22 protein-coding genes are annotated in these 21,007 nt (G+C 34.4%); 14 read left to right on the top strand and 8 right to left on the bottom strand.

Annotated features, from left to right (window positions below):
- The first annotated feature begins 2 nt into the window (after nucleotides 1–2).
- From ACWVCY_RS01020 to ACWVCY_RS00990, 7 genes are read left to right on the top strand one after another with little or no spacing between them, the layout of a single operon-like run.
- Nucleotides 3–1,883, top strand: coding sequence for a complex I subunit 5 family protein (locus ACWVCY_RS01020; RefSeq protein ID WP_455139579.1), 1,881 nt, complete (start codon nucleotides 3–5; stop codon nucleotides 1,881–1,883).
- A 12-nt stretch (nucleotides 1,884–1,895) separates the two neighbouring features.
- Nucleotides 1,896–2,324, top strand: a complete 429-nt coding sequence (locus ACWVCY_RS01015; protein ID WP_455139575.1) for an NADH-quinone oxidoreductase subunit C — start codon at nucleotides 1,896–1,898, stop codon at nucleotides 2,322–2,324.
- Between the two features lie 10 nt (nucleotides 2,325–2,334).
- Complete coding sequence (locus tag ACWVCY_RS01010) at nucleotides 2,335–3,567, top strand: hydrogenase large subunit (protein WP_455139573.1); 1,233 nt, start codon at nucleotides 2,335–2,337, stop codon at nucleotides 3,565–3,567.
- Nucleotides 3,568–3,579: 12 nt separating this feature from the next.
- Nucleotides 3,580–4,581 carry a complex I subunit 1 family protein gene (locus ACWVCY_RS01005; protein ID WP_455139571.1) on the top strand — a complete coding sequence of 334 codons (1,002 nt, stop codon included), beginning with the start codon at nucleotides 3,580–3,582 and terminating at the stop codon, nucleotides 4,579–4,581.
- Nucleotides 4,582–4,612: 31 nt separating this feature from the next.
- Nucleotides 4,613–5,170 (top strand): 4Fe-4S dicluster domain-containing protein, encoded by a 558-nt coding sequence (locus ACWVCY_RS01000; RefSeq protein WP_455139569.1) that lies wholly within the window; start codon nucleotides 4,613–4,615, stop codon nucleotides 5,168–5,170.
- A gap of 9 nt (nucleotides 5,171–5,179) precedes the next feature.
- On the top strand, nucleotides 5,180–5,833 hold the full coding sequence (locus ACWVCY_RS00995) for a hypothetical protein (protein ID WP_455139567.1): 654 nt from the start codon (nucleotides 5,180–5,182) through the stop codon (nucleotides 5,831–5,833).
- A gap of 32 nt (nucleotides 5,834–5,865) precedes the next feature.
- Nucleotides 5,866–6,309: an NADH-quinone oxidoreductase subunit B family protein gene (locus tag ACWVCY_RS00990; RefSeq protein ID WP_455139565.1), complete on the top strand. Its 444-nt coding sequence runs from the start codon at nucleotides 5,866–5,868 to the stop codon at nucleotides 6,307–6,309.
- A 176-nt stretch (nucleotides 6,310–6,485) separates the two neighbouring features.
- Here ACWVCY_RS00990 and ACWVCY_RS00985 read toward each other — a convergent pair whose 3' ends face one another.
- Nucleotides 6,486–7,883: an NAD(P)-dependent malic enzyme gene (locus ACWVCY_RS00985; protein ID WP_455139563.1), complete on the bottom strand. Its 1,398-nt coding sequence runs from the start codon at nucleotides 7,881–7,883 to the stop codon at nucleotides 6,486–6,488.
- 1,067 nt (nucleotides 7,884–8,950) lie between these two features.
- Here ACWVCY_RS00985 and ACWVCY_RS00980 point away from each other — a divergent pair.
- Genes ACWVCY_RS00980 through ACWVCY_RS00960 form a run of 5 tightly spaced genes read left to right on the top strand, consistent with a single transcriptional unit; the run spans nucleotide 8,951 to nucleotide 15,036 of the window.
- Nucleotides 8,951–10,114: a (Fe-S)-binding protein gene (locus ACWVCY_RS00980; protein WP_455139561.1), complete on the top strand. Its 1,164-nt coding sequence runs from the start codon at nucleotides 8,951–8,953 to the stop codon at nucleotides 10,112–10,114.
- A gap of 24 nt (nucleotides 10,115–10,138) precedes the next feature.
- A complete protein-coding gene (locus ACWVCY_RS00975; RefSeq protein ID WP_455139559.1) occupies nucleotides 10,139–12,118 on the top strand; it encodes a 4Fe-4S binding protein in 1,980 nt (659 codons plus the stop codon).
- 6 nt (nucleotides 12,119–12,124) lie between these two features.
- Nucleotides 12,125–12,583 (top strand): hydrogenase iron-sulfur subunit, encoded by a 459-nt coding sequence (locus ACWVCY_RS00970; RefSeq protein WP_455139557.1) that lies wholly within the window; start codon nucleotides 12,125–12,127, stop codon nucleotides 12,581–12,583.
- Between the two features lie 11 nt (nucleotides 12,584–12,594).
- A complete protein-coding gene (locus ACWVCY_RS00965) occupies nucleotides 12,595–13,560 on the top strand; it encodes an NADH-quinone oxidoreductase subunit B family protein (RefSeq protein WP_455139555.1) in 966 nt (321 codons plus the stop codon).
- On the top strand, nucleotides 13,561–15,036 hold the full coding sequence (locus ACWVCY_RS00960; RefSeq protein ID WP_455139553.1) for a Ni/Fe hydrogenase subunit alpha: 1,476 nt from the start codon (nucleotides 13,561–13,563) through the stop codon (nucleotides 15,034–15,036).
- An 83-nt stretch (nucleotides 15,037–15,119) separates the two neighbouring features.
- Here ACWVCY_RS00960 and ACWVCY_RS00955 read toward each other — a convergent pair whose 3' ends face one another.
- Nucleotides 15,120–15,617 carry a hydrogenase maturation protease gene (locus tag ACWVCY_RS00955; RefSeq protein WP_455139551.1) on the bottom strand — a complete coding sequence of 166 codons (498 nt, stop codon included), beginning with the start codon at nucleotides 15,615–15,617 and terminating at the stop codon, nucleotides 15,120–15,122.
- A 184-nt stretch (nucleotides 15,618–15,801) separates the two neighbouring features.
- On the opposite strand from ACWVCY_RS00955, the gene ACWVCY_RS00950 reads away from it, so the two are divergent.
- Nucleotides 15,802–16,305: a 4Fe-4S dicluster domain-containing protein gene (locus tag ACWVCY_RS00950; protein WP_455139549.1), complete on the top strand. Its 504-nt coding sequence runs from the start codon at nucleotides 15,802–15,804 to the stop codon at nucleotides 16,303–16,305.
- Nucleotides 16,305–17,177, top strand: a complete 873-nt coding sequence (locus tag ACWVCY_RS00945) for a CoB--CoM heterodisulfide reductase iron-sulfur subunit B family protein (RefSeq protein WP_455139547.1) — start codon at nucleotides 16,305–16,307, stop codon at nucleotides 17,175–17,177. Before ACWVCY_RS00950 ends, ACWVCY_RS00945 begins: the two co-directional genes overlap by 1 nt.
- Before the next feature lie 250 nt (nucleotides 17,178–17,427).
- Here ACWVCY_RS00945 and ACWVCY_RS00940 read toward each other — a convergent pair whose 3' ends face one another.
- From ACWVCY_RS00940 to ACWVCY_RS00915, 6 genes are read right to left on the bottom strand one after another with little or no spacing between them, the layout of a single operon-like run.
- The gene (locus ACWVCY_RS00940; protein WP_455139545.1) at nucleotides 17,428–18,030 is read right to left on the bottom strand and encodes an Lrp/AsnC family transcriptional regulator; all 603 of its coding nucleotides are present in this window, start codon (nucleotides 18,028–18,030) and stop codon (nucleotides 17,428–17,430) included.
- Nucleotides 18,031–18,062: 32 nt separating this feature from the next.
- Nucleotides 18,063–19,217 (bottom strand): NAD(P)/FAD-dependent oxidoreductase, encoded by a 1,155-nt coding sequence (locus ACWVCY_RS00935; protein WP_455139543.1) that lies wholly within the window; start codon nucleotides 19,215–19,217, stop codon nucleotides 18,063–18,065.
- A 39-nt stretch (nucleotides 19,218–19,256) separates the two neighbouring features.
- Nucleotides 19,257–19,499: a sulfurtransferase TusA family protein gene (locus ACWVCY_RS00930; RefSeq protein WP_455139541.1), complete on the bottom strand. Its 243-nt coding sequence runs from the start codon at nucleotides 19,497–19,499 to the stop codon at nucleotides 19,257–19,259.
- A 17-nt stretch (nucleotides 19,500–19,516) separates the two neighbouring features.
- The gene (locus ACWVCY_RS00925) at nucleotides 19,517–19,927 is read right to left on the bottom strand and encodes a DsrE family protein (RefSeq protein ID WP_455139539.1); all 411 of its coding nucleotides are present in this window, start codon (nucleotides 19,925–19,927) and stop codon (nucleotides 19,517–19,519) included.
- A 20-nt stretch (nucleotides 19,928–19,947) separates the two neighbouring features.
- Nucleotides 19,948–20,433 (bottom strand): DsrE/DsrF/DrsH-like family protein, encoded by a 486-nt coding sequence (locus ACWVCY_RS00920; protein WP_455139597.1) that lies wholly within the window; start codon nucleotides 20,431–20,433, stop codon nucleotides 19,948–19,950.
- Between the two features lie 56 nt (nucleotides 20,434–20,489).
- Nucleotides 20,490–20,726 (bottom strand): sulfurtransferase TusA family protein, encoded by a 237-nt coding sequence (locus tag ACWVCY_RS00915; protein WP_455139537.1) that lies wholly within the window; start codon nucleotides 20,724–20,726, stop codon nucleotides 20,490–20,492.
- Nucleotides 20,727–21,007 lie beyond the last annotated feature (281 nt).

The raw sequence follows: 21,007 nt of genomic DNA, 5'->3' as shown, positions 1-21,007 counted from the left end.
ATATGTCAGACTCAGTAATAGAATTACTGGGAATTTTAATTTTCATTATTCCTATTGTTGCGTCAGTAATAATATTGCCATTAGCAAAAATATCTAAAAAACTAACTAATATTTGGGCTAGTTTTACATCACTAATTATGTTAGGCATTATCTGCTATTTAATAATAAATTTTGACAAATCATACAAAATAATAATTCCAATTTATGATCTCCCTTTAGTACTCAATTTCCATCCAATTGCCCTTTATATCGCCTTTATTCCAATTTTTTTAGGATTCTTAACAACAATTTTTTCTTATTCGTATCAGAAAGACCAAGTTGGTAAACATTATTTCTTCAGCCTAATTTTCATCACATCTATGGTTTTCCTAGTTCTATCTGAGAATTTGATTTGGATGTTTGTTTTTATGGAAATAACAACTATTTCTTCTGCTATCTTAGTTAGTTTTGGAAGACGGCCAGAAGCTAAGGAAGCTACGATGAAATATTTAATTATTACAATGTTTACAGCAGCATTTACGATATTAGGGATATTTATTGTATATAATATTACTGGAACATTAATATTAAGCGAAATCAACTGGAATCATACGACCTCACTGTTTGAGATGAAAATTGCAATCAGTCTACTTTTTATTGGTTTTTCAACTAAAGCTGCAGCATTCCCATTTCATTTTTGGCTTCCAGATGCTCATTCAGAAGCACCAGTTACAACAAGTGTTCTATTATCAGCTGGAAAAATAGTTGTTGCAGAATATACAATATTTATTACTCTTTACAAAATTCTTACTTCAATGAATATTAATCTCTCACAAGTAAGTTTTATAGAAATTGGTTACATTTTTGCTGGTGTCGGAGTATTAACAATGGTAATTGGAAACATTATGGCGCTAGCACAAAATGATCTGAAACGTATGCTTGCCTATTGTAATGTTTCACAAATTGGTTATATCTTGATTGGTTTCTCTTTAGGAACAGCATTTGGGATAGCTGCTGCATTATATCATATACTTAGTCACTCCATTGCTAAGGGGTTGCTTTTCTTAGGTGCTGGAAGCGTAGAACATTCAACTGGAGCTCGTGATATCGATAAATTAGGATCAATTGCTGCTAGAATGCCACTTACAACTATGGCAATGGTTGTGGGAAGCCTTAGTATTTCAGGTATTCCTCCTTTTGGAGGTTATACTAGTAAACGACTTCTTTATGAAGCTTTTTTTGAAGCAAATCATCCTGAATTTGCACTGGTTGCGATTCTAGTTTCTGCTTTAACCTTAGTGCTATTTCTGAAGTTATTGAGCTCTGTTTTCTTTGGAATAAATCCAAATTTAGACCTTCCTCCCTTTGATGAGATACGAGAGTCACCAAAATCCATGATTACCCCAATGATTGTTCTCTCAGTTGGTTGTCTAATTGTTGGCGTAATTCCTGATTTTATAATCAATAATTTTGTTAGTCCTGGTATATCTGTCTTTTTACCTGGGGAAGAATTAGTTATTAGTGCGTGGCCTAATATACTCATTCAAGAAACTACTACAGGAATTTATTCCCCTATATCGGTAGCGATTTTAATAATTATTGGATTAATATTTGGAGCCCTGTTATATCGAATTTCAGGACGAAAACCAACCATAAAAGAATATCCTAGTTATGAAACCATAACAAAATCTTCATCTGCTAACCTTCCCTTTACAGGGGGTTTTTATGATCCTCCATATTTGTCCTTAAGTAAAATATACGTACCACATACTCCATTTGAATATGCTTCTCGACCTATATTAGAATTTTTTAAAAGATTGCATACAGGACGGCTAACTTCATATCTTTGGTATATTACAGCTGGAGCATTAATAATTCTTTCAATTATAATTTTTATTGCATGAGATGATATAAAAGTGAATGATAAGACTGATAAGGCAATTGAAGAGATTAAGGGTGAATGTCAAGTACATTTTATAAATCATTGGCTGATTCAATCTCATCAGCATGCAATAGAAATAGAAGCATCTGGGATAACACATATTTCATCCTTTTTGGTTGAAAAGAAAAAAGCGCGAATACTAACAATCAATGCTTCTAGAATTCAATTTAACAAAATTGAATTAATGTATATTTTTTCATTAGAAGCCATAGAGAAGAATTTTATAGTGGAATTAAGAACTTGGATTTCAGCAGATAATTCTGAAATTCAATCAATTACTCCTTTCGTTCCAGCAGCCAATTTTTTTGAACGTGAAATTAGCGAAATGATAGGAGTGCAATTCATTGGTCATCCTGCACCTTATAGATTAATTCTCCCTTACGAATGGCCTAAAACTACCTGAAGTGATAAAAATGAAAGATAATTTGGATCAAAATTCAATAAAAATTCCACACTCAATATATAAAAGGAATTTAACCATCCCAATTGGTCCTTTTCACCCAGCTTTAATTGAACCTACATTCTTGACTTTGGAAGTGGATGGGGAAAAAATCTTGGATGCTAACATTAAAGTGGGATTTTGCCATCGTAGTATTCAATTCATAATGGAAAAAAGAAATTATAATCGTAATATATTCTTGGCTGAACGTGTTTGTGGGATTTGTAGTAATCATCATACAATTACTTATACAGGTTGCATTGAACGAATTTTAGGCATTGAATCCGAGATCCCAGATCGTGCACGGTATATTCGGACTATTATGGCTGAATTAGAACGGTTACACTCACATTTATTATGGATTGGGGTTGCAGCTGATTTAATTGGATTTGAAACTCTTTTTATGCATGCCTGGCGTGATCGTGAGATTGTTATGGATTTGCTGGAATTAATTTCTGGTAATAGAGTCAATTATGGAATGCAAAAGATTGGTGGAGTAAGACGGGATATTCCAAATGATTTGATTCCAAAAATTCAAAAATTTACAAAAGATGTACAGAAGGTAGCTGAAAATCTAGCAACACAGGCTCTAACGGATAGAATATTAGAAGGTCGGGTAAAAAATATTGGTGTTATTACTTCTTCAGAAGCTCATAAACTCGGCGTTGTAGGACCAGTTGCTCGAGCTTCTGGAGTTGAGATTGATTCGAGAAGAGATAGTCCTACTTTGGCATATAATGATATTAATTGGAATGTCTGTAGTCAGAATGAAGGAGATACGTTAGCACGATTGATTGTTCGTGTACATGAACTTCTTGAAAGTGTTTCAATGATAGATCAATGCCTAATTCTACTTCAGGAAGCATCAGACAAGGAGATATGCATAGAGACTGTCCCATCCTTGAAGAGTGGTTGTGAAGCAATTTTTAAATCTGAAGCTCCACGTGGAGAATTATTATATCATGTTATTACTAATGAAACAGTTTTCCCTGAAAGAGTAAGAATCAGAACTCCTTCCTTAATTAACAATTCGGCCCTTCCTTCAATGTTGCAAGGGTACAGTATTGCTGATGCACCAATAATTTTTGGAAGCATTGATCCGTGCTTTTCCTGCACTGATCGATTGATTACAATTAAAGATATCAGAAAAAAAAGGATAAAACACCTTACATTTAGAGAAATTGCCGAAAAAAAGGTGAAATTATAGAAGGTTTTTGCCATGAGCGAACTATTGAATCTTATTGTGGATATTTTCTTCCTAATCTTCGATATATTTGTTTTTCCGGGCTTATTGGGAGCTATTTTCTTTGGAGGAGTAATGTCTTGGTTCAATAGAAAAACTATTGCTAGATTTCAATCTCGCCGTGGACCTCCTTTTACACAATCGTGGAGTGATCTTCTAAAGCTTTTTGCTAAAGAACAAATTGTACCTGTAACAGCAAATCGTTTTTATTTCTATTTAGGACCTTTGATCGCTTTAACTGGAGCCTTTTTGATTTGTTTACTTTTTCCTATAAGGATTTTAGGTGAATCATATTTGAGTGGTTTAGGAGAATTATTAGAATATGGAGATCTTGTACTTGTAATCACATTCTTGTTATTTCCTGCTATTGGATTAATTATAGGCGGTACAGCTTCAGGAAATCCATTTGCATCTATTGGTGCAAGCCGTGAAGGATCGATGATAATTGCTGTAGAACTTCCATTAGCAATAGCTCTATTAACACCTAGCTTATCTCTTATACAAGAAGGGATAGTTGGAGCTTTCAATTTTTCTACACTTGAAGAAGTTCAGACGCTTTCAAGTTGGTTTATTTTTCGATTTCCCTTTGCTGCAGCAGCGATTTTATTATGTTTGATAGTAAAACTTGGTGTACGACCATTTGATATGGTAGAAGCTCGTCAGGAAATTATTGATGGTCCACTTACAGAATATAGTGGAACCCTTTTAGGCATAGTTACGATTACAAAATATATAATGTGGTTTGCTTTATCTGGAATTGTAACCCTAGTATTTTTAGGCGGAGGAGGTGGCCTTCCAGCTCCATTTAATGTTATTATATTTCTTATCAAAAGCTTTTGCATAATTTTTGTCATTAGCTTTATAGAAGCAATTAGTGCACGATTTCGGATAGACCAAGCATTTAAAATAATTCTTTCAAGTGTTGTTATTCTTGCTCTAGTTGATCCTGTAATAATATTGCTTACTACAACAGTTTAATTGAAAATTATTGATTACTGGAGAAAAATGAATGCCAAACATTAAAACAGTATTAGAGGTCTTTAAAGCATTTATAAATCCAATTACAACAAAATTCCCAGTTGGTTCACCTGATCATTTACCCGAAGGATTCAAAGGAAAAATTCAACTAAACCAAGATACTTGTATTGGTTGTGGTGCCTGTTTACAAGTTTGTCCTTCATTTGCTTATTCACATATTCTAGAAGAGACTAAGAAACAGATATTTTATGATCCTGGATTTTGTATTTTTTGCGAAGAATGTGTGAAAATTTGTCCCACAGAATCATTAACTCTAAGTCAGATTTATGATATGAGCTCTCCTGCTAATTCCAATACTTCTGAATTATTAATAGAACTTGATATGCAAATATGTACAGAATGTCAAGATCCATTTACTACAGTGAAACATCTGAATTGGATACAACAGAATCTAGAAGAGGCTTCTATTATTGATGAAGCCCGAAAGGCGATAATTCTTAATGAATTCGCTATTGCTCGTATTATTTGCCCCAAATGTCGTAAAATAAACGCAAAAGAGTTAGGTTTGCATGTAAAAAAATTATACTAGGTGATATTAATGCCATTTTTAGAATTTAACCTATTTTTAGCAGTTATTATTAGTATTCCAATAGTCTTATCTTATCAAGCTAAACGACCAACAAATAGTCTCTTTTGGTTAATTATTTCTTTATTATTATCAAATTTATACTTAAGTATTGAGACTGAAGATTCTAATTTGATTATCAGTTCTCATATAATATCTAATATTTTGACAGTTCTTTCAATTCTCATATCTTCTTCTATTTTATTGTTAGCAATTCATAAGACTACCAATGAACCTACAAAAAAGATTTATTCTTCTATGATAGTATATGAGATCTTTCTGATCACCCTTGGGACAAGTTATTTTGTTGTCTTAAATTTTCTTCCTACTGTTCTAACCTCACCTATCGAAATTTCACTATTAGCATTAGGTATTATGGTTCTCATTCTCGGTTTTGCTTTAGTGATTACAGAGAATAATCTTTTTAAAACAGGAATCGGACTTCTAGCAATTCAAAATGGTGCTCATATTGTAATCAATTCACTTGGAAATGTTCCTTTAGGAATATCATTTCTTCTAAATGTATTGCAGATTTTTATAGCAATTATCTTTGTTTCTGTTTTAAACAAACAATTCAGCCAAACTGGATCTGTATTAGTACAGGATTATGCTACTCTTCGACATTGAGATGAATTATGATGCTTTTGGATATAAAAAAAATGGGATTTTTGAATGGTATTATTTCTTGGGCTAGAAAAAAATCTCCATGGGTATATCACATGCCTTGTGGAGGTTGTAATGGATGCGATATTGAAGTAGCTGCATGTATTACTCCTCGATATGACATTGAACGCTTTGGAATGAAGTTAATGAATAATCCTCGTCATAGTGATATTCTATTAGTTACTGGTACAGTTCCTGCCCAATTAAAAGAATCTTTTCTAAGGGTTGTCAGTCAAGTCCCTGAACCTAAAGTTATTGTGGCAATTGGTACATGCGCATGTAGTGGGGGTATTTTTGCAAAAGATGGATATTCTGTTCGAGCTCCTGTAACTGATTTAGTCGAAACTGATATAAAAGTTCCAGGTTGTCCCCCAAAACCAGAAGCAATCATTGCAGGTGCTGTGAAAGCTCTTTCAATTTTAGGACAAAAAAAGTACTGAATTTTCTTTTTTATTGAAAAAACCATTAACGAGCATAAAATATAGAAAATGAAGGTTATTTGAAAGAACATTTACATTGTAAAGTATACTTTTATATATTCAATGAATAAAATAAATAGCTCACCTCCTCTCTCAATCTTCATCAATATTTTCTGTTTTTTATTAGAGTATTTCAGCTATTCTAGATCCACTGGGGGAGCTTTTAGTATGTAACCTAAATCCATTAATGATTTTGTTTGATCCCGTGCTCGTTTAATCAGACTTTCAGCCCGTTCAAATGCTTCTTGTCGAGTTATTTTAAATCTTGCACCATCTTCTTTTATGGATTGTTGTCCTACTGCTACTGCTTCTCGTGGGAATACCTCCCAGTCATCCATGGTTGGTACAATATATTCTGGAGTCAATCCTTTTTCTTCTGCAGTTTTAGCTAATTCCATGGCTGCAGCAATGCACATAGTATCTGTAATAGTAATACCCATTACATCTAGTGTGCCTCTAAAAATTCCTGGGAAACCTAAGCTGTTATTAACTTGATTAGGAAAGTCAGATCTACCAGTAGCTACTATAATTGCCCCCGCTTCTTTAGCTTCCCATGGCCAGATTTCAGGAATTGGATTTGCACATGCAAAAACAATAGGATCGTCACTCATCCCTTGTATCCACTCTGGTTTCAGTGTACCTGGTCCAGGTTTACTAGCTGCAATTACGATATCAGCATCTTTCATACCAGTTGGTAAATCCCCTACTCTTCCTTCACCATTTGAATTAATACACATATCCCATTTCAAGTCATATTCATCTTTCTTAGTTTCAATGTCCTTTCTGTTAGGTTCTAAGATTCCCTTGGAATCGATCATAATAATATTCTTTTTTGGTATACCCGCAGCATCCATAACTCTAGAAAGTGCCATATTAGCTGCTCCTGCTCCAACTAATGAAAAGAGACTTTCGTCTAACTTTTTATTCACATATTTTAGAGCATTAAATAGTGCTGCAAGAATTATCGTTGCTGTTCCTTGTTGATCATCATGCCATACAGGAATTCGTACATCCCTAGCTTTACGAAGAGTATCTAGTATTTTAAAACACTTTGGTTGGGAGATATCTTCTAGATTAATGCCTCCAAATGTAGGTTGAAGCCATTTGACAGCTGCAATTATTTCCTCGGCACTATGACAGTCTAAACAGACTGGAAAAGCATCTACTCCTCCTAAGTATTTAAATAATAAAGCTTTCCCCTCCATTACAGGCATAGCTGCTTCTGGGCCAATGTCTCCTAAGCCTAGAACTCTACTTCCGTCTGATACAACGGCAACATTGTTCCACTTATTTGTCAAGTTATAGGCTGCATATGGTCGAAATTTTTTTGTTGTTTTTACCTCGTCTTCGATAATTCTGCATGGCCTTGCTACACCAGGAGTATACCATACGGCAAAATCATCAAAATTATCGATTTTGACCTTCGAGACAACTTCAATTTTTCCTCTATAAAAAGGATGCCAAGCTTCTGACAATTTATTAGGTACATTTGCTTTTTTAAGTAGTTTATCAACTATTTCTTTTTTATTTTCCATAAATTCTTCCTCTAGTTACTTTTATTTTTTCTACATTGTTTCAATATTTTATCTTCAATTTATTGCTAATTTTGGTTCTTTTATCAACTAATGAAAGTAAGAAGGATCAATATTAGAATTTGTAAAATCAAAACAATTAACATAAAAATCTAGATTTGTCAATGTGAATTTTAAAGATTCATTGCTTGAATAAAAGGAACTGAATATATCCTTTAATTTAAACAGATAAATCCAAGAGTACAATATTTTAATTTTGAAATTACAAAGAGCTGTAGTACATTTGAAAGAAATTAATCTGAAATATTCCAAAACATTTATACTGCTGCAAAAAGCTTTATCTTGATTTAACATGGCTGTATAAAGATATATTCAAGGTTTTTATGGCATTAGAATATGATTCTGATCTGAAATACAATTATTTTAAATAAGATAAAAGCGTTTAGGAGTCAGGTTTTAATTATTTTATAAGAATAATAATAAAAATTATATTAAGATAAAAAGACTCCATTTTTATGTTCACTGAATAATTAGGTTCTCATTCAAGATTCTAGATTACTCATATCTGTAAATTATATTAAAGTAGTATAATACCCCTCATTGTTAAAAATAATCATTACTAAAATGATACAAGCATTAGATAGTTTTAGAAACAAATAATCTAGTGATTCTTACTAAAAAACAATTCATTCTATTAATATGACATTAGATTAATTTTTATGATATAGGGAATATTATTTATATATTTTCTCTATTTACTCAATTTAAAACTTTAAAAATTTCCTGAATTATTTTAGTATTCAAATCAATCATTTTTCATAATTTCATTATAAAGTATCTCTACTTTTGACGATTGTTAAGGAATAATTTTAAAAATATAAAGAAGGGCCCTACAATAACCGTCATGCTGGCATGTAAATTTCTCAAACACAACTTAAATAGACTCATCATGAACAATCACTATTTAAAATCAAGTTATGACTTTAATAAAGATGCTACCAGCATTTCTGTTAATAATGAGGCAAATTATTCTTAATAAAATACAGTAAGGCATTTAGAAGTGGATTAGAATGAGTACATTTCCGAAGTATATTGTTCCCAATTTAGAATTTCGTGAAAAGATTATCGGTTTATCACAGGAGAATCTCAATTATTGCTATCAGTGCTCTACATGCACTGGTATTTGCCCTATAAACATGGTCTCCTCGTTTAATCCCAGAGAATTTATTCACCTAGGACAGATTGGGATTGAATTAGATCACTCTGAGGTAGAAAAACTCTGGCGTTGTACAACGTGTGCAGCCTGTCAAAGTTTATGTCCAAAAGAAGTCAAAATCATCGATATTCTCATTGCATATCGTGCTCAAGCAATCGAAGCAGGTGAAAAGGTCCCTTATAGTTACACTCAAACATTACAATCTTTTTATACGTATGGTAATCCTTTCAATCTAAGATCCGCAGAACGAGCGGATTGGGCAAAAGATTTAGATGTTCCGGTAGCTAAAAAAGGAACTGATATTCTTTATTTTGTAGGATGTACTGCTTCCTATGATCCTAGATCACAAAAAATAGCCCGAGCACTCTCAGCAATCTTTAAACATGCTAAACTTGATTTTGGAATTGCAGGTAAAGATGAAAGAGAATGTGGTAATTGCATTAATTTTATGGGTGAATCTTTATTAAGTGATTTCGAAAGGGAAAGAAATGAGAAAATAATTGCAGAAGTTCAGCCATCAATTATTGTTACTACTTCACCACATTCATATAATTTCTTTAAAAATCGCTATAAGATTCCACCACATTCGAAGGTATATCATTATACTCAATTATTAGATGAACTCATTAAAGATGGAAAAATTGAATTTTCAACGCCACTGCCCGAGACAAAAGTGACATACCATGATGCATGTTATCTAGGAAGACATAATGAGATTTATGACGAACCAAGAAAGGTTTTAAAAGCAATTCCTGGATTAAATCTAGTGGAAATGAAGAATAACCGTAAATTAGCGACATGTTGTGGTGGAGGTGGTGGGAATATTTGGGCTGAAACAACAGTTGAAGAACGGCTCTCAATACCAAGACTTAATGAAGCAATCGATGCTGGTGCCACACTCTTAGCCTCTGCGTGTTATTTCTGTCTGAATATGTTTGAGGATGCTCGGAAAGTTACAAATCATGAACAAGAGATTGATACTAAAGATATCGCCGAAATAGTGGCAGGAGCTCTTTAGGAAAAATAAAAAGGGATGATAAAAATGGAAAACGGACGAATAGGAGTATTTATCTGTCATTGTGGAACAAATATTGCAGGAAAAATTTCAATTGAAGATTTGAAGAAATTTGCAGAGACCCTTCCAAACGTTGTAGCTGTAAAGGATACTACTTATACCTGCAGTGAGGTTGGACAAAATTCTATCCAAGAAACAATTAGCAATCATAACCTCACACATGTAGTTGTTGCAGCGTGTTCCCCCAGTATGCATGAGAAAACTTTTCGAGGAACTATTGAGAAAAGTGGCTTAAATCCATACATGTTAGCTATTGCAAATATACGTGAAATGAACACATGGGTCACTGAAGATGCAGAAAAAAGTTTGAATAAAGCTAAAAAACTTCTAGCAGCAGCTGTTATGAGAGTTATTACCCAAGAACCTTTAAAAGAAGAAAAATTATCTGTAACACCAAGAGTCGTTGTTGTAGGAGGTGGGATTGCTGGAATAGAAGCATCACTTCAATTAGCAAATGCAGACAAAGAAGTAATTTTGGTTGAACGTGAACCATCAATAGGAGGTCAGATGGCACGATTTGATAAAACATTTCCAACTTTAGATTGTGCTTCCTGTATTCTCACTCCAAAAATGGTAGAGGTAGGACAACATCCAAATATTACTTTAATGACTTATAGCACCGTAGAAGATTTTTCAGGTGTTCCAGGACAATATATAGTGAAGATTCGGAAGAAAGCTAAGTCTGTAAATGAAGAACTTTGCACAGGTTGTGGTATTTGTGAAGAGAAATGCCCAATCAAAAAAATTCCAAGCGAATTTTACATGGGATTAGGAAATAGAAAAGCTATTTATCGACCTTTTCCACAAGCAGTACCCCAATATCCTGTACTTGACAGAGAAAATTGTACATACTTCTTGAGAGGTAAATGCAGGATATGTGAGAAAGAGTGTCCAACAGGAGCCATTGATTATGAACAGCAAGATACATTCGTAGAAGTCGAAGCAGGAGCAGTTATTTTAGCAACTGGTTTTGAACCATATAATCCTTCAAATATTCTTCAATACCATTATGGAGAATATGAAAACATTTTTGAAGCTATAGAAGTTGAAACAATGCTTAATGCTTCTGGCCCAACAGGTGGAAGACTGTTACTTAGAAAAGATGGCAAATTTACTGAAACTTCACCAAAAACGGTGGGAATTATACATTGTGTTGGATCACGAGACAACAACTATAATGCATATTGTAGTCGCGTTTGTTGTATGTATTCATTAAAATATGCCCATTTGATCAAGGAACGTATAGATGCTAGAATTTTCCAGTTCTACATCGATATTAGAGCGTTTGGTAAAGGTTATGAAGAGTTTTATGATCGATTACAAAAAGAAGGCGTTATTTTCATTAGAGGTAAACCAGCAAAAATTTTGCAGGATAAAGATAAACTGATAGTGCAAGTTGAAGATTCTCTTACTCAGAAAGCTCTGCATGTTCCTGTTGATGCAGTTATTTTAAGTAGTGCACTAACTGCACGTTCTGATGCAAGAGAGGTTGCAAAAATGTTTGGAATTAGTTGTGGAGCTGAAGACTTTTTCCGCGAACTACATCCAAAATTAGCTCCTGTAGACACCCAAGTTGACGGAATATTTTTGGCTGGAACCTGTCAAGGTCCTAAAGATATTCCTGATTCCGTTGCTCAAGGTGCTGCTGCAGCAGCAGGAGCATTGCGCATGATGTCTCGGGGTTTTGTAGCAATTGAACCCATGATTGCTTCAATAAACGAAGAATTATGCTCAAATTGTAAAATGTGTATTTCAGTTTGCCCCTATGATGCGATTGCTGAAGACCTTGAAAAGAAGGTTGCAGTAATCACAGCTTCCAAATGTAAAGGATGTGGATTATGTCCTTCTATATGTCCCTCTAGTGCTATTCATCAAGCATTCTATTCCGATGAAGCGATCAAATCCGAAATAGAAGGGATAATTTCAACAGCTAAACAGATAGGGTGATTTAAAATGAGTTCAGAAGAAACAAATGGTTTTAATCCAACTATTATTGGTTTTTACTGTCGGTGGTGCACACATGCTGCCGCAGATTTGGCAGGGACATCTCGTATTCCAGTTTCAGCAAATGTAATCGGAATTCGGGTTCCTTGTTCTGGCCGTGTTGACCCGAGCTTCATTTTTGACGCTTTTACTAAAGGAGCAGATGGAGTTCTAATTGGTGGTTGTCACCTCGGAGACTGTCATTATGATGAAGGGAATTTTAGTGCCTTTAAGAGAATGAAAATATTACAAAAAGTGATACAGGAATTTGGTATTGAACCAGAAAGGGTTCGTATTGAATGGATATCTGCATCAGAAGCGAATAAATACCAGAAAACTCTTGAAGAATTTACAGAAACCATAAGAAAACTAGGCCCTCTTAATTTTGACAAACATCTTAAAGAGAAAGAATTTGAAATAACGGTGTAATGGTGATCAAGATGAGTGAAGAAAAAGCAAAAATTGCCTTTTACTGGGCAGCTTCATGCGGAGGCTGTGAAATTGCAATCCTAGACTTGGATGCAGCAGTACTTGATGTAGCAGCAAAAGCTGATATTGTTTTCTGGCCTGTAGCAGTTGATACAAAATATCATGATGTTGAATCTATGCCTGATAATTCAATTGATGTCACTTTTTTTAATGGAGGAATAAGAAATTCTGAGGCGGTACATGTAGCTAAACTCTTACGGAAAAAATCCAAATTCTTAGTAGCATTTGGTAGCTGTGCAAACTTTGGTGGTGTTCCAGCTCTCGCTAACTTCAAGAGTAAAAATAGCATATTTGAGCGTGTTTATAAAACCACTCCTAGCACTGTTAATCCCCAAGGGATTTATCCTCAGACTTCTTATAAAACCAAAGAAGGTGAAGTAACAATTCCTAGTTTCTTTGATGGTGTTTATCCCCTTGATGAAGTAGTTCCGGTGGATTATTATTTACCTGGTTGCCCGCCTACTAAGAAATGGATTTTAGCTGGAGTGACAGCGTTCTTAACAGGAGAACTCCCTCCCAAAGGTTCAGTTATTGCAGAAGAATTTGCTCTTTGTAAAGAATGTCCAAGAGAAAAACCAGAAAAACATACTGTAAAAGAGTTTAAACGCACATGGGAAATAATGAATATAGATTTTGAAAAGTGCTTATTAGAACAAGGAATTATTTGCCTAGGCCCTGCAACGAGAGGAGGCTGTGAAGCACGCTGTATAAAAACAAACTATCCTTGTCGGGGATGTTATGGCCCTGCTCCCAATGTTGAAGACATGGGTGCTAAGATGATCAGCGTTTTAGGGTCTATCATTGATGAGAAAGATGAAGCAAAAATGGCACAAATAATCGATGAAACACCAGATTTTGCAGGTACAATATACGAATTTACTGCAGGAAAGTCTGTTTTCTTAAGGAGGAAACAATAAATGAGTAATTATAAAAGTATCGTGATCGATCCAATTACACGACTGGAAGGACATGGAAAAATTCATATATTCTTAGATGAAAGTGGTAACGTTGCCAATGCATATTTTCAAGTACCTGAACTTAGAGGTTTTGAAACATTTTGTGAGGGCAGATTAGTTGAGGAAATGCCACGAATTACAACGCGTATCTGTGGTGTTTGCCCAGGTGCGCATCATATGGCATCATCTAAGGCTTTAGATAATGTTTTTAATGTTGATCCACCTGAACCCGCGAAAAAACTCCGAGAATTATTCTATAGTGCTCATATGATCCACTCTCATATTGCGCATTTTTACGCATTAGGTGGACCCGATTTTGTTGTAGGCCCTTCTGCTCCCCCTGCAAAGAGAAATATTCTTGGTGTTGTAGAAGCGGTTGGTCTTGAAATTGGTTCTGAAGTGATCAAACATCGTTCTTATGCACAGCAGATACAAGCGATGATAGCAGCAGATGCAGTTCTTCCTTGTGCTGGTGTACCGGGCGGGATGATGAAAGCGATATCAGAAGAAGAACGTGCTAAAATAGAAGAAATGGCCCTATCTACCCTTGAGTTTTCTAAATTTACTATCAAAATATTTAATGATGTTGTCTTGGGTAACGAAGCCAATAAATCATTAGTTCTTGATCCAGGTTATTACATGAAAAGTTACTACATGGGACTTGTTGACTCGAATAATCATGTAAACTTTTATGATGGCCAAATAAGAGTAGTAGATCCTGAAGGAAGAGAATACGCAAAATTCGACACAGATAAATACTTAGACTACGTCGAAGAACAACCTCTTCCCTATTCCTATCTTAAAGCTGTCTATCTCAAGAATATAGGATGGAAAGGTCTAGTTGAAGGTGTAGATTCAGGAATATATCGTGTTGCACCACTAGCAAGATTAAATGCTGCAGATGGAATGGCAACCCCCTTAGCCAATGAAGAGTACAAGAAAATGATGCAAGTTTTAGGGAAACCAGCACATCACACCCTAGCAAACCACTGGGCCAGAGTAATTGAACAATTATATGCCAGTGAGCGACTTCTTGAGTTAGTGAGAGATCCTCAAATAACATCTACAGATATTCGTGCTGAACCAAATGTACCCGATGAAGGTGTTGGAGTGGTTGAAGCTCCAAGAGGAACCCTAATTCATCATTATAAAACAGATAAAAAAGGTGTTCTTTTAAAAGACGGTGTCAATCTCATTGTCGCAACTGCCCATAACAATGCACCTATCTGCATATCAATTAAGAAAGCAGCAAAACAATTTGTAAAGGGCCCAGAGGTTAAAGAAGGTATGTTAAACATGGTAGAAATGGCATTTCGTGCATACGATCCATGTTTTGCATGTGCTACTCATTCTTTACCTGGTCGTATGCCTTTAGAAGTAAGTATCTATGATATCAACAAAAATGTCATTTGGAGAAAATCACAATATATAGATTAACTGTATTTTCTCCTTTTATTTTTTGACTCCTGAAATTAAATACCTATAAAATTCATTAATAAAGTTTATTTCAGTTTGATTTCTTATTCATGATCTAAATGATCATTTTCTCTTAAGAATCTATTGATTTCATCGAGTATTAACTTTTTTATCGTAGGTATTTTTGCACTCGTCTCCATTGAGATTTCATCTGTAATAATTTCTTGAACAGGAATTTCAATCCCTATTATTCTTATGGTTTTAGGCATATGATCTGGTAAAACTTTTTGACCAATTTCTAGGGCTGTTGGAAAATTAATATCATGAGGAGATGTTAAAAATGTTGCATCACTAAGATTTTTTGAGTTAAATTTCAAAATACGCTTATTTGGAGAATCTGTTTCAATGCTATCAACAATAAGTACCTTTTCATATCCTAGAATTGTTTCGAGAATCTGTAATCCACCTGTAGAAATTTGTTTGTAGTCTATTTCTGGGGGACCGATTTCGGCTACTTCGCGAACAACTTGTATTCCTATTATATCATCACCTGCTAATTCGTTACCAATCCCAAGTACAAGTATCCTAATTTCAATTCCCACTATTATAATTCATTTATATCTGCAAATACGATTCTCTTGTACGAATCTATACAAATTGTTTAAAAACTTACATATACATATTAATAGTTGGAAATTACATCGTGTGAAAGAAGTCTTAAGCTGATCATTGAGATAAATGCTAAACAAAAAGCATTTTAAATTAAATAGTCAAGCGTGGTAACAAATGACGGATTCAGACAAAGTACTAGAAGAATTTAAAGAGCTTTTCAGCGTAATAAAGCTGTGTTATCAGTGCGGTACATGTGCTGGTGGTTGTCCAGTTTTTAAACAAAATACACAGTTTAATCCTAGAAGAATTATGGAAAAATTACTTCTAGGTAATTATAGCGAGAATATTATTGACGAACAGCAGATATGGTATTGTACAACTTGTTATACTTGTTCGGTTCGATGCCCTCAAGGGATTGATATTGGTCATGTCATAACTGAAATTAAAAATCTAGCAGTTAAAATGAATAATGTTCCTCCAGGTATAATTGCAGAGATGAAGTCCATAGTTGAAACTGGCTTTACTGCAGCTATTTCTCAATCAATTTTGAATAAAAGAGAGAAGTTAGGATTACCTGAGTTACCCAAAGCTGATCATAATGAGGTTCAAAAACTTCTTGAGGTAACTGGTGTTATTGATCGTATCAATCAACTGGCAAATCTAAAGGAGGATGTATGATGTCCAATTATGCTCTATTTATGGGGTGTACAATCCCTTATAGGATTCCATTTGTCGAAACAGCATTACGAAAGACATTCCAAGAATTTAATTTCGATTTTATCGACTTACCTTTTGCCTGTTGTCCTGATCCAGGAGGTGTCCAATCATTTGATAGTATCGCATGGCATACTCTAGCAGCTCGGAATCTATGCTTAGCGGAAGAACAAAATCTTAATATACTAACAGCATGTAGTGGTTGCTTTGAAACGTTAAAAATGGTAAATGTTCATTTAAAAAACGATAAGAAACTTAAAGATAGCGTAAATAGTCATTTAGCGAAAGTAAACCGAGAGTTTAAAGGCACAATTCAGGTAAAACACTTTGCTGAAGTTCTGTATAATGAAATTGGAATTGATAAAATCGCTGCAAAAGTAAAAAATCCTCTTACAGGATTGAAAATTGCTACTCACTCTGGTTGTCACTTTCTTAAACCACCTGAGATTTTACAGACAGATAATCCTGAGCGACCAATAAAATTGGATGAATTAGTTGAAGCTTTAGGAGCTACTTCAGTTCCCTATTTAAATAAACTAGCATGTTGTGGTGCGGGAACTAGAGGTACAGATCAAGATACTGCAATAGCAATGGCTCATGAAAAGATAGTTGGTGCTGAATTAGCTCGAGCTGATGCTCTCGTTACAATTTGTCCAACTTGTTATATTCAATTTGATGTTGGCCAACGTTTAATGGCTAAACAATTTGAAAAGACTTCTCTTCCAGTCTTTGTATATCCAGAATTATTAGGGGTAGCTATGGGCTTTGATTTTTCTGAAGGTTTCAAGATGCACACAATAAAAGTTACAGATATTTTAGAAAAGCTCACTGCTTGAAGATTCTTATCCATACCTTCTTTTCTATTTTTTCCATTTTTCAGCTCATCACATTAAACCGTTAATAGATTTGATAAGCTAATTATCCCTCTGAACTTTGATTCAATTTCAAATACTTAAGCTAAACGTCATTTTAAAATCAATATTCATTCTTAAACATTATAGAAAGCTATTAAAGGATTTTAATGATCCAATCTCTTTTTGGATTGATAAAAAATCAGATGGAGATATTTCGCAAATAATTTAACTTTTATTCTCCAACTGTTTCTCGGATGGGAAGAGGACTAGAAGAGTGGGCGTCTTGGGCTTCTACTTTGATCTCAGAAATGACACTACAAACTCCACATTTATTCTGACATTCAAATTTATCGAAGAAGGTTCTCTTGGAATTTTCAGGAATGAAAGACCAGAAAGGTTTTTCTGCAAAGCCTTCTGATTCTTTTACAAAAAAACTATTTCGTCGTTTAACACCAGGAAGATGACTGAGGGGAAATGTATCGATGAACTTACTTATATTCTCTCTTTTATCTGAAATTAAACAGATTACAAGGTTATATTCAAAACCTGAAAGAGAAAACATGGTCATGACTAATGGACATTTATCGAAATATGTTAGAATCGCTTTCTCCGTCTCAGGATCCGTAATTTCAATAAATGAAAGAGCATGACTAAATTTAAGTTCACTAATATTCAGACCAATTCCAGGTGAAATCAATCTGCTTTCTACAAGCTTCTCAAATCTAGCCTTAACAGTTCCTTTAGCTAATTTTAAATCTTTCGCAGCCTGATTGAAAGAACTACGAGGATTTTTCTGAAAATAGCTAATAATTTTTTTATCTCTTTCATCTAACATGAGATTTCAACTTTTATTATGGTAATTTAATGTTATATTCGCCCAGTTAGTACTCCGCGGAAGAAAATCTGCGCAAAGTATTTTTTCACATAATAGTAAATTCTATTTGGAATATATCCAATTCGGCGAGGAGGACGACTATATGAAAAATCAAGTAACATTGCTGAATCTTGAGCCATCATCACAAAACACTGTGCATGTCCATCATATTTTGCATTAAGCTTTCCTTCCTTAACTAATCTTATTATATTTTTGGCAGCTACTTTTGCTTGATAATGAGCTGTGGACCCAGCTTTTGAAATCGGAAGTTCATTTGTATCTCCTACTGCAAAAATATTTGGATAAGCTTTTGATTGTAATCGATGTTGATCAACAATAATCCACCCATCTTCTGTGGCTAAATCACGATCATCAATATAAGTAGCTCCTTTATGGGGAGGAACTAAGACTAATAGATCATAATCCACCTCATCGCCTTCAAGTGACAGAACCTTCTTTTCCTCTGGATTTATTTCTTCAGTGTTAAAAAATGTATGTAATTCAATGTTCTTTTTCGCAAACTGTTTCTCGAAAATCTCAGAGGGTTTTTCAATAGAGAATGCTCCTCCTAAGGGACTCAAGTAATGGATGTTTACCTTTTCAAGCATCTTTTTCCTCTTAAAATAATGATATAACATAAAGGTCATTTCAATAGGAGCAATAGGACATTTATAAGGAAGATCAGAAACACCGGTTACAATATTTCCACCTTCAAAGGATTCCAACGATTCACGGAGCTTTAATGTAGCTTCTTCGTTGTAAAAATGGTGAGCAGCCATAGAATAGCCAGGAACCTTGTCATAATCGTAATGAGCGCCAGTTGCGATAACTAAATAATCGTAAGAAAGACTATTTCCACTTTTAAAACTAACAAGTTGCTTTTTTGGATCAACATGAGTTACTTCATCAGTGAGGACTTTAACGCGCTTATCAACAAGCTTTCGTAATGGACGAAATTGTTTCTTCATATCTTTTTTATCAAATACTCTATAGATTAAATCTGGCTCATAAAACACATTATCTCGTTTGGAAACAAGAGTAATGTCAGCTAATTTAGCAATTTTTCTACCCAATAGGTTAGCAACAATTACTCCTCCAGTCCCACCACCTAAAATTAAAATTTGAGGATTATTTTCATTCATATTCATTTAAAGAAACTCCAAATACTATATCAATTCATATAAAAATTATCTTGCTTTTCTAACAGCAAATCTTGTATGGCCATTCTCTTTGACAATTGCCACCATCTCATGCTTAGCTTTTTCAACCCATTTGGGAATATCCCGAATAGACCCAGCATCTTTACTCCAAACTTCATAAATCTTACCTATTTCGCCTTTTTTAATCGATTTAATCAATTCCATTAAAGGGCCAGGACAATAGCTATTTCTAGCATCAATTACTACATCTGCAACAAATTCTTGATTCATTTATAATCACCATACTACTAAAAAGATATAACTCTATCAGCAAGCATCGCTTGTTCTGCAAGAGTACTCACACCAACAATGTCATCAACAATTGGTAAAAGATCATCCTTCTCCAAACCAAGTATCTCTGTGATCTGAACACAGGCAGTAATTGTAATATTACCAAGTTCTTTCAGATCTTCTAAAAGGTCTTTCCAATGAGCAATTTTTCCCTCTTTTCTAGCCTTATTTATTTTCTCAGCTACTTCAGGAAATATACTAGTAACATCAGGCTCGGTTGGAGCATCCTTTTTTAAAGCATATACTGCATCATGCATGAAGAAGATAAAAACTTCTAGGTCATTTGTGACTGCTCCTGATGCAACCATAGCAAGAGTTTGCAATTTATCGGTTGCTCCAGAATCACACACTAAAACCAATTTTCCCATTATTTTTCCTCCAAAACAATCTACATAAACAGAGTGATATCTGCATCTTTAGCAAACTCTAAGAATGAAGCAGCTCCACCTAATTCAACACCCTCAATGAGATCTGTTTCTTTGACTCCCATGACATCCATGGTCATTTGGCATCCAATCATCCGAACCCCACTTTCAATGCATATGTCACGTAATTCTTCAAACTTCGCTACATTTGCACCCTTCATCCATCGTTTCATCATCCAAGTAGCCATGCCCGTCATTCCAGGGATCATTCCTAAAATATTAGGTACAGGCATAGGAGCTGCAGGATTGGCAATTGGACTAACTTTTAGCTTTTTACTTCTTTTCTTATGGATTAGATCTAGGCCATAAAATGTGAAAAATATAGCTACTTCCATATCCAATGCAACAGCTGTAGAAGCAAGGATAACAGGAGGATAAGCAGCGTCAAGTGTACCTTTTGAGGCTATTATTGCCATACGCTTAGGTCTTTCAGTGACAGAGTCAGGCATAAGTGAAGTTTCAATTTTCGATTCAGTTTCAATCGTCATAAGATCACCAATCTGCTCTATTTTACTCGTTTTACAAGAAATCGGAAATCCTTTGGACCCAGTTCTTCTAAAGAAACAAGCTCTTGACCAGTTGCTCGTGTCCAAGCAGGAATATCAGCCATACTACCAGGATCAGTAGCTAAAATCTCTAAAACCTGACCTATTTCTAATTCTTTTAAAGCCTTTTTCGACTTCAAGACAGGCATAGGACAGGAAAGATTTCGTGCATCTAACGTTTTTATTGCTTCAATCATATGAATTACTTCCTAAGTTGTCAAAATATTATAAATCATAATTGAATAATTGAATAGAATCAATTTAAGAAAGCTAATTGAAATGATTTGTGGAAATGACCAATTATGATGTGTTAAATCAAAATTCATCATGAATCAACTCATTATTAGGCTTGAAACTATTCAGGTACCACTATGCCAATGGATTTATAAAGCTATTGACCATTCGGACTTCTACCTTATCAATCCTTCATTGGCATAATGAGAACAAGAGAAGACTTTATTTTATCTTTTAAGCCAAT

This window comes from Candidatus Hodarchaeum mangrovi (genome assembly GCF_975850365.1).
Note: the sequence above shows the minus strand (reverse complement) of the source record. Positions and strands in the feature narration are given on the sequence as shown.